17 protein-coding genes are annotated in these 14,230 nt (G+C 47.1%); 1 reads left to right on the forward strand and 16 read right to left on the reverse strand.

Annotated features, from left to right (window positions below):
- The first annotated feature begins 134 nt into the window (after window positions 1-134).
- Window positions 135-599, forward strand: a complete 465-nt coding sequence (locus H615_RS0106955) for a DUF309 domain-containing protein (protein WP_027954471.1) — start codon at window positions 135-137, stop codon at window positions 597-599.
- Between the two features lie 45 nt (window positions 600-644).
- Here the strand turns inward: H615_RS0106955 and H615_RS0106960 are convergent, their stop codons facing one another.
- From H615_RS0106960 to deoB, 16 genes are all read right to left on the reverse strand, one after another.
- Window positions 645-1,010 carry a GNAT family N-acetyltransferase gene (locus tag H615_RS0106960; protein ID WP_027954472.1) on the reverse strand — a complete coding sequence of 122 codons (366 nt, stop codon included), beginning with the start codon at window positions 1,008-1,010 and terminating at the stop codon, window positions 645-647.
- 510 nt (window positions 1,011-1,520) lie between these two features.
- Complete coding sequence (locus H615_RS0106970) at window positions 1,521-1,955, reverse strand: peptidylprolyl isomerase (protein WP_027954473.1); 435 nt, start codon at window positions 1,953-1,955, stop codon at window positions 1,521-1,523.
- Window positions 1,952-3,265: a diaminopimelate decarboxylase gene (lysA, locus tag H615_RS0106975; RefSeq protein WP_027954474.1), complete on the reverse strand. Its 1,314-nt coding sequence runs from the start codon at window positions 3,263-3,265 to the stop codon at window positions 1,952-1,954. The genes H615_RS0106970 and lysA overlap by 4 nt, the downstream gene beginning before the upstream one ends.
- A gap of 123 nt (window positions 3,266-3,388) precedes the next feature.
- Entirely contained in the window at window positions 3,389-4,855 is a 1,467-nt protein-coding gene (locus H615_RS0106980; RefSeq protein WP_027954475.1) for a spore germination protein, read from the reverse strand.
- A gap of 23 nt (window positions 4,856-4,878) precedes the next feature.
- The gene (gene spoVAE / locus H615_RS0106985; RefSeq protein ID WP_027954476.1) at window positions 4,879-5,229 is read right to left on the reverse strand and encodes a stage V sporulation protein AE; all 351 of its coding nucleotides are present in this window, start codon (window positions 5,227-5,229) and stop codon (window positions 4,879-4,881) included.
- On the reverse strand, window positions 5,226-6,242 hold the full coding sequence (gene spoVAD, locus H615_RS0106990; RefSeq protein WP_027954477.1) for a stage V sporulation protein AD: 1,017 nt from the start codon (window positions 6,240-6,242) through the stop codon (window positions 5,226-5,228). The genes spoVAE and spoVAD overlap by 4 nt, the downstream gene beginning before the upstream one ends.
- Window positions 6,243-6,254: 12 nt before the next feature.
- A complete protein-coding gene (gene spoVAC / locus H615_RS0106995) occupies window positions 6,255-6,713 on the reverse strand; it encodes a stage V sporulation protein AC (protein ID WP_027954478.1) in 459 nt (152 codons plus the stop codon).
- Between the two features lie 22 nt (window positions 6,714-6,735).
- The gene (locus tag H615_RS0107000) at window positions 6,736-7,146 is read right to left on the reverse strand and encodes a stage V sporulation protein AB (RefSeq protein WP_027954479.1); all 411 of its coding nucleotides are present in this window, start codon (window positions 7,144-7,146) and stop codon (window positions 6,736-6,738) included.
- The gene (locus tag H615_RS0107005; protein WP_027954480.1) at window positions 7,133-7,750 is read right to left on the reverse strand and encodes a stage V sporulation protein AA; all 618 of its coding nucleotides are present in this window, start codon (window positions 7,748-7,750) and stop codon (window positions 7,133-7,135) included. Before H615_RS0107005 ends, H615_RS0107000 begins: the two co-directional genes overlap by 14 nt.
- A gap of 126 nt (window positions 7,751-7,876) precedes the next feature.
- The gene (sigF, locus tag H615_RS0107010) at window positions 7,877-8,623 is read right to left on the reverse strand and encodes an RNA polymerase sporulation sigma factor SigF (RefSeq protein WP_027954481.1); all 747 of its coding nucleotides are present in this window, start codon (window positions 8,621-8,623) and stop codon (window positions 7,877-7,879) included.
- 10 nt (window positions 8,624-8,633) lie between these two features.
- Complete coding sequence (gene spoIIAB / locus H615_RS0107015) at window positions 8,634-9,074, reverse strand: anti-sigma F factor (RefSeq protein ID WP_027954482.1); 441 nt, start codon at window positions 9,072-9,074, stop codon at window positions 8,634-8,636.
- On the reverse strand, window positions 9,059-9,424 hold the full coding sequence (gene spoIIAA / locus H615_RS0107020) for an anti-sigma F factor antagonist (protein ID WP_027954483.1): 366 nt from the start codon (window positions 9,422-9,424) through the stop codon (window positions 9,059-9,061). Before spoIIAA ends, spoIIAB begins: the two co-directional genes overlap by 16 nt.
- A 92-nt stretch (window positions 9,425-9,516) precedes the next feature.
- Window positions 9,517-10,689, reverse strand: coding sequence for a D-alanyl-D-alanine carboxypeptidase family protein (locus H615_RS0107025; protein WP_027954484.1), 1,173 nt, complete (start codon window positions 10,687-10,689; stop codon window positions 9,517-9,519).
- A 136-nt stretch (window positions 10,690-10,825) separates the two neighbouring features.
- Window positions 10,826-12,127, reverse strand: coding sequence for a pyrimidine-nucleoside phosphorylase (locus H615_RS0107030; RefSeq protein ID WP_027954485.1), 1,302 nt, complete (start codon window positions 12,125-12,127; stop codon window positions 10,826-10,828).
- An 82-nt stretch (window positions 12,128-12,209) separates the two neighbouring features.
- Entirely contained in the window at window positions 12,210-13,031 is an 822-nt protein-coding gene (locus tag H615_RS0107035; RefSeq protein WP_027954486.1) for a purine-nucleoside phosphorylase, read from the reverse strand.
- 13 nt (window positions 13,032-13,044) lie between these two features.
- Window positions 13,045-14,223: a phosphopentomutase gene (gene deoB / locus H615_RS0107040; protein WP_027954487.1), complete on the reverse strand. Its 1,179-nt coding sequence runs from the start codon at window positions 14,221-14,223 to the stop codon at window positions 13,045-13,047.
- Between the last annotated feature and the right edge of the window lie 7 nt (window positions 14,224-14,230).

Raw genomic sequence — 14,230 nt, forward strand, 5'->3', positions numbered from 1 at the left:
TTCTGCCAACAGGTGGTGTAAACGGTGCCCCTTGTAGGTGGAATGGTGTGTCCTATAAACTATAGAGAGCGGGCGCTCCGGTTGCGGAAAATGACCCGGACCAACAGGCTCCCGCTTGAAATGGAGTGATTGCGATGTACCCTTCTCATTACTTAGAATACCTGGCCCATTTTCATGGGACAAGGGATTACTTTGAATGCCATGAAGTGCTCGAGGAGCACTGGAAAAATACAGACCCGGGCAACCGGCAGTCTGTATGGGTTCTGCTTATACAAACAGCTGTGGCTATGTACCATGACCGCCGGGGCAACCAAAACGGGGCTGCCACTCTTTTAAAAAGGTGTGTCCATCATATGCCGTCACAGCGGGAATCTCTTGTTCATCTGGGGCTTGATCCAGTGCACATGGAAGAGAAGCTTTCCTCAGAACTCTCTCGTGTACGGAGCGGTGAACCTTATGTAAGCTGGAACTTTTCTATTACGGACCCACAGCTTTCACAGGATGTTGGTGAGATCTGTAAAAGATGGGGAGTGGACTTCGGGTCACCCAGCAGGATGGAAGATGAAAGGCTGATTCATAAGCATAAGCGCAGAAGATAAAATTCCCCATGAGAAAAGAGGTGCCGCAGCGGCACCTCTTTCATCTTACAACTGGGAAGAAGCACTTTCCTCATCACATTTTTCCATGAACGTTTCTGTAGCTGTATCAGCACAGATTTCACATTGATCTTTAAAGTGAAGACGGATGCTTTGAATCATTCTGCGTCCGATCCCCTGATTACGGTGGGATGGATTAACGGAGACGTGCTGTACGACGGCTCTGCCGCCCTCCAGACGGACGCCGACCGCCCCCAGAATATCTTCTTCTTTCCATAAAAACAGATGCCAGTCAGGATCTGCATCGTACTGCCGGATGACATCCTGCAGATTGCGGATATCTGTAACTTCCGGCATAAAAGAAAGCAGACCCATAGCTATCTTTTCAAAAGATTTTTTATATCGAATCAGCATATTAACCCCTCAATTATGAAATAACTAATCGTATTGGTTACCCTCATACATTTAAGTCATATCATTCTATTCAAGTAATTGTCCACTTGTCTGTCAGGCCGTACTCAACGTTTTTACATAACAATGCCAAACCAGTAAAACAGGCCCCAGCCAATGCTGAATAAAGCGAGAATGGTAAACAGTGTCCAGTTTTTCCATTTCATCTTGTTTCCCCCGGTCGAACGAATTTCTTATCCCCGTTCAATAAGAATATAGCAACAGGAGAAAATATTCAACCCTGTCTCCACAAGCGCAACATACTACGGTTTGACGAGAGATGATACCACACCGCGCCTATGCTGGAAAACAGGCGGACGCCCGTCCACCTCAACGCGCCCTCTTTCAATGAATGACTCATCGTTCATTTCATAAGCGGATGCAACCGCTCTTTTCCTCCCGGCCGGACAGAAAAAGAGGAGCCGCTGATCCAACAATGGGTCATTGTCTTTTCAAGCCGGCTCATCCAATACCTTATTTATCTTCTACTCTTACCTTCTGCATGACGTCACCGACACGTACACGGTCAACGATATCCACACCTTCAATGACTTTTCCAAATACCGTATGACGGCCATCAAGGTGAGGCTGCGGAGAATGACAGACAAAGAACTGACTTCCTCCTGTGTCCTTGCCCGCATGGGCCATAGACAAGGATCCGCGCTCATGCTTATGCGGGTTTCCTTCTGTTTCACATTTAATTGTATATCCAGGACCACCAGTACCTGTTCCGTTCGGGCAGCCTCCCTGAATGACAAAGTCAGGAATGACACGGTGGAAAGTCAGGCCGTCATAAAACTCATCGTTGGCCAGTTTCTCGAAATTGGCTACCGTATTCGGCGCAGCTTCCTCATAAAGCTCAGCCACCATTTTTTCACCGTTTTCAAATTGAATCGTTGCTTGTTTCATTTCTCTTTCCCCTTTCCTTTCTCGTATGACAAATCAAGTCTGGTCATATCCTGATAACTTTCTCTTTGGACGACCAGCTGATGTTCCCCGTTTTCCACAAACACGACTGCCGGTTTCTGAAAGCGGTTATAATTACTTGCCATAGCATAACCATACGCTCCCGTACTGAAAACTGCAAGTGTATCTCCATGCTCTACAGCAGGAAGCGCCACATCCCATATTAGCATATCTCCGGATTCACAGCACTTCCCGGCAATTGAATATTTATTTTCTGCCGGCTCCTTCATTTTTTCCGTAAGGGCGGCTTCATATTTTGCATTATACAGAGCAGGCCGGATATTATCCGTCATCCCCCCATCAACAGATATGTACGTCCGCACGTCCGGAATGTTTTTCACAGAACCTACTGTGTAAAGGGTCGTACCCGCTTCTCCCACAATCGCCCGGCCGGGTTCAATCCAGATCTCAGGCATCGGGTAGTCGAACTGACGGGATAAGGCTTTCACCTCTTTAATAAGAGCGTGTGCGTACTGATCCAGTTCAAGCGGCTGATCCTCTTCTGTATACTGAATTCCGAATCCTCCACCAAGATTGACGACAGAAGCTTCATAGTAATAGGTCTCTTTCCACTCATGAAGGGTGCGGAATAGGCGCTGGGCAGCCATTTGAAAACCATCCGTTTCAAATATCTGGGAACCGATGTGGCAGTGGAGCCCCTTCATCTGTATATTCGGGTCTTCCTTGACTTTCAGAAAAGCCTCCTCGGCCTGGCCGCTGCTCAAGTCAAACCCGAACTTGGAATCTTCCTGACCTGTCAGAATATAGTCATGGGTATGCGCTTCAATCCCTGGTGTAACACGAAGAAGCACATCCATCGTTTTATTTTGTTCTTTCAATACAGCGCTCAGCAGTTCAATTTCAAAGAAGTTATCGACGACAATGCATCCGATGCTGCAGCGCACAGCCATCTCAATTTCCTGGATGTTCTTATTGTTTCCATGCATATGAATTTTTTCTACTGGAAAACCCGCTTCGAGAGCAGTATGAAGCTCTCCCTGTGAAACGACGTCCAGGCTCAGCCCTTCCTGATGGGCGACTTGAAGGATCGCTGTGGAAGAAAAAGCTTTACTGGCATAAGCGACCTGGGCAGGAACGTTATATTCTTCGAATGTGCGCACAAATGCCTGCGCATTCGCACGGATTCGGTCGACATCATAGACAAATAACGGCGTGCCGTAGTGGTGGGCGAGCTCTTTTGCCGGCACTCCGGCAATCATAAGCTGCCCTTGTTCATTTACTTCGTGATTCATACCATCCCGCCTTTTTTGTTCAAACGTATGTACTTGGAATAAAAAGAAAATGCCCTTTATTGGAAAAGGACATTTTTTTAATTGTCTATAATTTATCACATTGCTGAATGAGCGGCAATATGATTATTTCTGCCGCTGATTATTTTGAGGATGGACCACACTCGGCCGTACCTTGAGCGACGGCATACTGAGACGCAGTATAATCTGCAGCGCGGCTTTGGCATTGAAAGGCAGGAAAGGCCAGAGATAAGGCGTGTTCAGCGATTTCGTATGAGCCAGCAGGAGAACAAAACCCAGGAAACCGATCATTAAACCTTTGATACCAAAAGCGGCTACTAAAATGACAAACAGTACACGGGCCATCTTATTAGCGACGGACAATTCATAACTGGGTGTGGAATAGGACCCGATCGCCGCGACGGCTACATAAAGGATAACCTCCGGGACAAACATCCCCACGTCAATAGCAATCTGTCCAATCAACACGGCCGCAATCAGACCCATTGCCGTTGATAACGGTGTCGGGGTATGAATGGCGGCAATCCTAAGCATTTCAAGACCGAGATCCGCAAGTAGAATTTGAATAATGATCGGTATGGCCGTCTCTTCATTCGGACCGATAAATGCCAGCGCCTGAGGAAGCAGATCCGGCTGCATCACGAAAAGCATCCAGAGCGGCAGGACAAATATGGATGAAAATATTCCAAAAAACCGCACCCAGCGGACAAATGTACCTACGGCCGGGGCCTGCCTGAATTCCTCCGCATGTTGAACATGATGAAAGTAGGTCGTCGGCGTAATGATCACACTCGGAGAGGTGTCCACCATAATAACGACGTGCCCTTCAAACAAGTGGGACGATGCGACATCCGGTCTCTCTGTATAGCGGACAAGCGGAAAAGGGTTCCTCCCCTGCTTGACGAGGAATTCTTCAACCGTCTTATCTGCCATGGACAGTCCGTCGATATCGATGTTTTTAATTTCACTCTTAATCAGGTCCACAAGCCCGGGATCTGCGACATCCTTTATATAAGAAATACAGATATCCGTTTTTGACCTTTCTCCTACTTGGAGAATTTCATGACGAAGACGTTCATCACGGATTCTGCGCCTTGTTAAAGCAGTATTTTCAATAATATTTTCAGTAAATCCATCCCTGGATCCACGGATTACTTTTTCTGTATCCGGCTCTTCTGGTGTACGGCCCGGGTAGGTACGGACATCCACGATAAACGCTTCCGTCTCCCCTTCTACAAAAATGATAATCAGCCCGGATAACAATTGGGTAATACACTGGTTCATGTCTGAAGAGGATTCCACCTGCTGGTGCGGAATATCGTTCTTGATCCGCGACCGGACGGAATCCTCCTTTTCCGATCCTTCATTCAATTCAAACAACTGCCTCATAATTTCTACTATGATGGGCGTTTCTACAAGACCTGTCACATAATACACATTGACTTCTGATCCAAGAATATGAACGGTGCGGAATCCAAGATCAAAGGATTGTTCAACCCCTATCCTCTCGTTCATTGCTTTTCTATTTTGTTCCAGTTTCATAACGATGGGTGCTTCTTTTTGATCCGGCATTCCTTTCACTCCTTGAGGCATCATTATCCTTTCGGTTTAAAAAACACAGCAACGATAAAGCCAAACAAAATGGCAGAGGCAATTCCTGCAGACGTTAGTTCGAAAATACCGACGGCTATCCCGATGAACCCATGCTTTTCCGACTGTTCCATCGCTCCGTGCAGAAGGGAATGTCCAAAGCTTGTAATCGGCACCGTAGCCCCAGCCCCTGCAAACTCAATGAGTTTATCATAAATGTCGAAAGCGTCGAGAACCGCCCCCGCCACAACAAATGAGGACATCACGTGCGCAGGTGTCAGTTTGAATACATCCAGCAGGATCTGACCGATGACACAGATCCCTCCCCCTACGATAAAAGCCCATAAAAAGGTCATGAGGCTCCCTCCCCGCGCTTTAATACGACAGCATGCGCTATACCTGGAATCGATTCCTTCTGTTGAATCATCATCGGACTCATCAAAGCTCCGGTGGCTGCGACGAGCACCTTGTTATATTTTCCTTCCATCAGATCCTGTATCAGTTTTCCATACGTAACCACAGCGGAACAGGCACAGCCGCTCCCCCCGGCAAATACAGGCTGATCGCTGTGATAGACAAGCATGCCACAGTCTTTATGGACTTCACTAAGGTCGTACCCATCCTGTTTCATCATATCTCTGAAAATCGGTGAACCTACAGATGACAAATCCCCCGTGGCTATCACATCATAATCCGAAGGCATTCTCCCCATATCCTCCAGGTGGGTTTTAATCGTATCCCAAGCCGCTGGAGCCATAGCGGATCCCATATCGAAAGGATCCTTGATGTTATAATCCATCACCCTTCCGATTGTTGCCGCTTCAACTTGAACAGGAGAAGGGGTCCTGGAAAGAAGTGCGGCACCGCTTCCGGTTACCGTATACGTCGCTGTTTTCGGCTTCTGCCCCCCATATTCCGTCGGATAACGGAATTGGCGTTCGGCTGTACAATTATGAGAACTGACAGCTACTAAAGCCTGATCTGCAAACCCACTGTCGACGAGAGCGGCGCCTGAGGCCAGGGTCTCCATGCTCGTCGAGCAGGCACCGAACATTCCGAGAACGGGAATTCCAAGCTGGCGGGCCACGTAATTTCCGGTCACGTTTTGATTGAGAAGATCACCCGCAAGAAACAGATCGATGGCGGACTGATCGACTCCTGCTTTTTGCAGACACGCGTATACCGCATCAAACATCAACTTCCTTTCCGCCAGTTCCCAGTTGGATTCTCCACAATGGAGTTCCTCATGAATCACATCGTACGTTGACCCGAGAGGTCCTTCCCCTTCCATCGGTCCGACAGCTGTACCTGAAGCCTGTATATAAACTTGATTAGAAAATGTCCATGTATGCTTTCCAGCTTTACCCATTCCTGTTTCCTCCTAGAATATAAGTGACCAAAGATATCGAAAAATCCCCAGAACATAAGCAGCCACTACACCGAAGACAATGACCGACCCGGCAAGTTTAAACAGGTTGGTCGCCACCCCGAGAACAAGGCCTTCCGATTTATGTTCAAGAGCCGCACTCGTAATCGAGTTGGCAAAACCAGTCACCGGCACTGCCGATCCAGCCCCGGCAAACTGCCCCAGCTTGTCGTAAACACCAAAACCTGTCGCGAGCGCCGCCAAGAGAATAAGGGTGGCCACGGTAGGGTTCATTGCATTTTCCTCATTGTAGTCAAACCAATGTATATACATTTGTGATAACAATTCTCCAAACACACAGATGAGGCCGCCTACGATGAATGCTTTTATGCAGTTCATTACATAAGACGGCTTCGGTTGATAGGATTTAACGGCATTTTCAAAATTCTGCTCATTCAAAGGCTGCTTATCCATTCATATCCCTCCAATTTGCGGATTATCTGACAAAAATGATCCATTGAAACAGCGAACCTGCGATTTTCCCAAGTACCAGCGCCATTAATAGCGTAAAGAGATAACCATCGACTCCTATCCTTTTAAAAAGCAGCGGAAAAACGTTCAATACTTCTGTGAGAGCCGCTGCAAGCATGCCAATGAAGATGCCATGAAACAGTCCCCACACGCCGAGACCCCACCATGTCATCTGAAGAGGAAAGCTGCCAAATGACAAATATATCCCGAAAAACACACCGGTGATGACCGCCCATTCGTAATGCCTCAATTTTGATTCCGAATGACTTAACTGCATGAGCCGTGGTACAATGCCAAGAACAGTCAGGAATGCTACAAATCCTGTTCCGACGGCAATCCCTGAAGCCAATCCGATTAAGATTTCAACGATCCACATCCTTTTTTTCCACCTTATTTTCTTTAATGGCTACATAATGATCCAGATCCTCCTGGTAGTTAAAGATCTCCACTTCCATGGGACTTGGTTCTTCATTGAACCTTTTCTGGAACCAATGGTTAAAAAATAAGATCATACCGATTCCCAGTCCGATCGAATAAGGAATTTGTATCCATAATGGATATTCGGCTTCCCGGCCTGTCAGCATCAGGTGCAGCTTCTGCTGCACAGACTGCATGCTGACATCGAAATGGAAATTCATAATGGCCATGGCTGCTCCGATAAATAATAAAATCCAAATAGCACTGATCAGTATGGGATTCGGTTCCTTCCCGTGTTTCTCTACATGGACAACACAGCAGGATGGTCCGATCAATTGGACTTCTGTACCAGGCTGTTGGTGAAGGATCTGCTCCACAATCATGAACGCGTCAATGACGACAATGTTCTGGTCCTCGGGTGTCACGGCATGCAGAACGAGTTCCTTCAAAGGGGCGATCTGCTGTTCAGCCCCTGTGATTCCAGCCGTATCCTTAAGACGAATTTCAGCCTGAGGTTGAACGTAAATGGACTGCTTCAGACGAATATAGACAGGTGCTGCCATCTTTTGCGCCCCCTGTAATGGTTAGATACGTTTATTATGCGTGGTGCAGCAAAAAACATACGCCATCCACTTCTCCCTGCAGCATGTGACCAATAAAAAAACTGCACCTTCAGCAGGCGCAGTCGTTTAACTCGTATCATTCATGGTAGCTTTCATATCCGCCAGAATCTTTTTCTCCAGCCGGGATACCTGGACCTGTGATATTCCAAGCCTTTCAGCAACTTCTGTTTGTGTTTGGTCTTTGTAATACCTGAGATAAATGATGAGACGCTCTCGTTTATCCAGCCGGCTCATCACATCCTGCAGTGTAAGCTGATCAAACCAGCTGTCATCCTCCTCAGCGATCTGATCGACAAGGGTAATGGGATCTCCTTCATTTTCATAAACGGTTTCATAAATGGACTGAGGTGCCCGCCCGACATCTTCTGCCTGGACAATTTCCTCCTTGGACATGCCGAGGGCCTCAGCCAGTTCATTGACGGTTGGCGACCGGCCATATTCCTTTAAAAGCTCTTCTTTTTTTGCCCGGACTTTATGATTCAGTTCCTTCAGGCTGCGGCTCACCTTGACACTGCCGTCATCCCTGATAAACCGTTGAATTTCACCAATAATCATAGGAACGGCGTACGTAGAAAAACGCACATCATAACTAAGATCAAATTTGTCAATGGACTTCAAAAGACCGATGCAGCCGATTTGATAAAGATCATCCTGGTCATACCCCCGGCGCAGATAGCGTTGTACAACCGACCAAACAAGCCTGGTATTCTTTTCAACAAGAAAATCCCTGGCCTTTTGATCTCCTGCCTGACTTTTCTTAATCAATGCCTTTACATCTTTATCCGACAGACGTTCTTTAGTGGCATCTCCCATAGGCGCAGCCTCAATTACAGAGCGCACGGGTGGACGTCAGCTGCTTGGTCATACGGATGGTCGTCCCGACCCCGGGCTCAGATGTGATATCCACTTGATCCATAAAGTTCTCCATAATTGTAAATCCCATACCGGAACGCTCCCATTCCGGCTTGGAGGTATATAAGGGCTCCTTGGCAAGATCGATATTATCAATACCGCTTCCATGGTCCTTAATAATCAATTCGATTTCTTCACCATCAATGGCACAGGTAAGAACAATTTTTTCGTCATTCTTTTCTTCATAGCCATGAATAATTGCATTGGTAACCGCTTCGGATACAACGGTTTTAATATCCGTCAGTTCCTCCATCGTCGGGTTGAGCTGACTGATGAAGGAAGCGACGGAAACCCTGGCCAGAGATTCGTTGGCGCTGATACTTAGAAACTCAAGGGTCATTTCATTCCGCATGATGCCACCCCCAGACTTTCCAGTGCAACGGCTTCGTTTTCCATCAGCTGTATTATTTTGAATAGACCGGACATGTCAAACAAGCGTGTAACTTCAGGGGATACGGAACAAACGACCATAACATTCCCTTTAGCCTGTACTTCTTTATAACGACCAAGCATGACACCAAGGCCGGAACTGTCCATAAAGGAAAGTTTTTCTAAATTGACGATCACATGTTCTACCGCTTCATTTTCCAGATGTTTCTGCCAGGCTTCCCTCAAGTATCCTGTCTCATGATGATCGAGTTCCCCATTTAAACGTACGATTAAAACATTTTCCCTGACAGCGAATTGACTTTGAAGACTCAAGTGAATTCCTCCTCTGACATTTAAGAGTCCCTAAGTCTTTTCGTCCTTTTCTGAGTCATTTCCTGCCCTGGAACAATACTAGTGGGAAAGTGCTAAAACCTCTGAAAGCTCGTCAAATTCCTCCAGGACCGTTCCCACAACTGGAAAAACCCTGCTTCTTCCACTGGCTCTGAAGTCTCCAGACGTACTTTAGCGACTTCCTCACCATCATTTTTTACAACGATCCATCCCATGTGCGCCCCTTTTTCATAGGGAAGACTTCGACTGTCGTCGATCTTCAACTCTGTTTCATAATCCGTCTTTTTATCATTTTTCTTCTTCAGGACAACAACATCTTTTTCCGGTTTCAATACCGCTTGACGAGGCTCTCCCCTTGTCAGGTTCAACGTTGTCATGGGATCGTCCTTGGAATAAAGTTTGACACCTTCAAACTGGGAAAAGCCATAGTCCAGCAGACTGGAGACATCCGCATTGCGTTCTTTCGGAGTGGCCGCCCCCATCACGACCGCAATCATATGCATATCATTCCGCTGGGCGGATGCGGTCAGGCAGTATTTTGCTTCGGACGTGTAGCCTGTTTTCAAACCATCCATCCCGGGATAGGTTTTGATGAGCTTGTTCGTATTCACCAGCCAAAATTCATTATCCTGTCCTTTACGCAAATAATCATCATAAATTTTTGTATAGGTGGTTACTTCATCATGCAGAAGTAATTCACGGGCCATAATAGCCATATCACGGGCGGTACTCAGGTGGTTTTCAGCCGGGAGTCCCGTCGGATTTTCAAAATGGGTGTTTTTTAAACCGAGCGCCTCTGCTTTTTCGTTCATCATCGCTACAAATTCTTTTTCACTACCCGCAATTCGTTCAGCCATTGCTACGCTGGCATCATTACCTGAAGCTACGGCGATCCCTTTAAGAAGGTCTTCCACTGTCATCTCCTCACCCGCTTCAAGGAAAATCTGCGACCCTCCCATGGAAGCAGCATGTTCACTGACGCGGACCATTTCGTCCAACGTGATTCCGCCCTTTTCCAGTTCCTCCATGATCAATAAAAGCGTCATGACCTTTGTCATGCTTGCTGGAGGCAGCTTTTTATCTGCATCCTTATCAAAAAGTGTCCGCCCGCTGTTTTTTTCCATCAGCACAGCTGATTTTGCTGAGTTCACAATATCCAATGACGCCTTTTCCTCCGCTGATATGCCCGCTGGAAGGACAGCGGCGGATAAACACATAGCCAGGATGACACCTATTAATTTTCTCATTCCCTAAACCTCCCATATAGCTGTAAGTGTCCCTAGCTTTCCCTTTCCATGATCTTCTATACAAATCTCTTTGCCGCATGTTTTTATAATCATCACCATAAAAAAAGACGGAGCCCTAAGGACTCCGTCTTCCGGTTTATTTAATGATGTTGTGGATCAACGTAGGTTTTTCCACCTTTTCGTTTGAAATTGTATACGCCTGCTGCACCTTCTGGATCGAATCTTCCGGCTGTTCATCATCACTTAGAAGAACGACGAGAGGTTCTCCGGCTTTTACCGAATCTCCGATCTTTTTCTTCATCGTAATCCCGACGCCATGGTTGATTTCATCATCCTTTGTCGCACGACCTGCACCGAGGTACATAGCGGCGACGCCAATGGATTCGGCGTCAATAGCTGAGACGAATCCATCTTTGTCTGCTTTCACTTCTACTTGATACTTCGCCTGCGGAAGTTTGGAGAGGTCGTCGATCATAGATACATCTCCCCCCTGTGCTTCAATAAGGTTGCGCAGGGATTGGAACGCCTTGCCGTTTTCAATATTGGCTTCCAACGCTTCATATGCATCCTCGTAACTAGGGAATTTTTCAGCCAGGACAGCCATATGGGAAGCGATTTCCAAGGATAGTGTACGAAGGTCTTCCACAGGGCTTCCCTGTAAAATTTCCGCCGCTTCCTTAATCTCGTTCGCATTTCCAACTTCATAACCGAGCGGCTGATTCATGTCACTGATCACTGCTACGGTTTTTCTTCCCAGGTTATTACCGATATTCACCATTTCACGCGCAAGAGCTTCGGAATCCTCCAGTGTCTTCATGAAGGCACCCGTTCCTGTTTTTACATCCAAAACGATGCTGTCTGCCCCGGATGCAATCTTCTTACTCATAATCGAACCGGCGATGAGAGGCAGGGAGTTGACCGTTCCAGTTACGTCCCTCAGTGCATAAAGCTTCTTATCAGCTGGTGCCAGATTGCCCGTCTGTCCTGCAACCGCGAGCTTGAATTTGTTGACATTCTCGATGAACTTCTCTTTGCTCATCTCAATTTCAAGGCCTTTAACAGATTCCAGCTTGTCCAGTGTCCCGCCTGTATGACCAAGGCCGCGCCCGGACATTTTCGCAACTGGAATACCAATGGATGCAACGAGAGGCCCTACAATAAAGGTGACTTTGTCACCAACACCGCCTGTCGAGTGCTTATCCACTTTTTTCCCATCAATTTCCGAAAGGTCGATCGTTTCACCAGAGTCCACCATCGCTTTCGTCAACGTTGCCGTTTCTTCCTGTGTCATCCCCTGGAAATAGATGGCCATCGTAAGGGCGGATGCCTGGTAATCAGGAATGTCTCCTTTTGTATACCCTTCCACGAAAAACTGTATTTCTTCCTTTGTAAGTTCCCCGCCGTCACGCTTTTTAACAATTACATCATACATTCTCATATCCTATCACCCTTTGCTTTTACTAAGAATTTCAGGCGGTGACTGAACAGCCACCACCTTAGGCTGCTTCATTCCAAACGCGTCAAACAGAAAGTGTACGGAGCAGTTCCTTAACGAAACCGAGAAAATCTTCACGAACCTGTGCTGTCGTTTCAATCACTTCATCATGGGTAAGCGGCTGGTCAAGAATACCAGCAGCCATGTTTGAAATGCAGGAAATGCCGAGAACTTTCATACCTGCGTGGTTGGCAACCATGACCTCCGGAACCGTGGACATTCCTACAGCATCTCCGCCAAGTGTACGAAGCATACGGATCTCCGCTCCCGTTTCATAGGCAGGACCCGTGTTACCGACGTACACACCTTTTTGGATGCCAAGGTTTAACTTCTCTGCAGCTTTTTCTGCATGAGCAACCAGCTCCCGGTCATAAGCTTCAGACATGTCCGGGAAACGAGCTCCCAGTTCATCATCATTCGGTCCAATCAACGGGCTGTCACCCATGTTATTGATATGATCGGTAATCACCATCAAGTTTCCAGGCTCAAAGGAAGTATTGATGCCGCCGGCAGCATTTGTGACGAATAGAGTGTCAACACCAAGCTCCTTCATCACGCGTACAGGGAAGGTAACCTGCTTCATTGTATAGCCTTCGTAATAGTGGAAGCGGCCCTGCATGGCAATGACCTGCTGTCCTTCAAGCTCTCCGATGACGAGCTGCCCTTTATGACCCGAAACCGTTGATTCTGGAAAATGAGGAATTTCGGAATAAGGGATGGCTGTAGGGTTTTGGATTTCTTCCGCTAAAACCCCCAGGCCGGATCCTAAAATCAGACCTACCCCAGGCTGTCCGGTGAGCTGCTGTTTAATAAATTGAGATGCTTCTTTCACTTGCGATTGATTCATAATCATACCCCTCCTATTGGATATCCTTTAAGAAACTCTGTCCATGCTCAGGCATTTGAATGTCGAAGTTATCGGAAATTGTGGCCCCGATATCTGCGAACGTCCGGCGCTGCTCCAGTTCTTTCCCTTGATCGATTCCTTTATGGTAAACGACAAGGGGAACGAGTTCACGCGTGTGATCTGTACCATGGTGGACCGGGTCATTGCCGTGATCAGCAGTAATGATTAACAAATCATCGTCTTCCATCTTTTCCAATACTTCTGGAAGGCGCTCATCATAAGCTTCCAAAGCTTCCCCATATCCTTGAGGATCACGACGGTGGCCGTACTTGGCATCAAAATCAACGAGGTTCAAAAAGCTCATGCCTCGGAAATCTTTATCCATGGATTTCACTAACTGGTCCATTCCGTCCATGTTGTCCTTCGTTCGAACCGCTTCTGTCACACCTTCTCCATCATAGATGTCGGAAATTTTACCAAGGGCTACAACGTCAAGACCTGCATCTGCCATTTCGTTCATGACTGTGCGACCGAATGGTTTCAAAGCATAATCGTGACGGTTGGACGTCCGTTCAAAAGCGCCGGGCTCACCAACAAACGGCCGGGCAATCACGCGGCCGACCATATACTTTTCATCCTTGGTAATCTCCCTGCAGAATTCACAGATTTCAAACAGTTCTTCGGGTGGAACAACATCTTCATGGGCAGCAATTTGAAGAACAGAATCAGCCGAAGTATAAATAATTAAATCCCCGGTTTCCATATGGTGTTCGCCAAGCTCTTTAATGATTTCTGTTCCTGAGGCCGGCTTATTTCCCACGATGCCTCTACCTGTCTTTTCCTTGATTTGATCCAGCAGTTCGTCAGGAAAACCATCGGGGAAGGTGCGGAACGGCTGGTCGATGTACAGCCCCATAATCTCCCAGTGACCGGTCATCGTATCCTTCCCATTGGAGGCCTCCACCATAGTCGTATAATGCGCTTTAGGTGCAGAAGCTTGTTCAATTCCCTGAATCCTTCTGATGTTGCTCAATCCGAGCTCTCCCATATGCGGCATGTTCAAGCCGTTCATGTGGTCGGCGATATGGCCGAGCGTATCTGCTCCCTTATCACCAAACTTTTCTGCATCCGGGGCTTCCCCGATCCCTACAGAGTCCATTACAATCAAAAATACGCGTTTAAATGAATTCATCAACGAT

The sequence above is a fragment of the Halobacillus kuroshimensis DSM 18393 genome (assembly GCF_000425705.1).
Classification (GTDB): Bacteria; Bacillota; Bacilli; order Bacillales; family Halobacillaceae; genus Halobacillus; species Halobacillus kuroshimensis.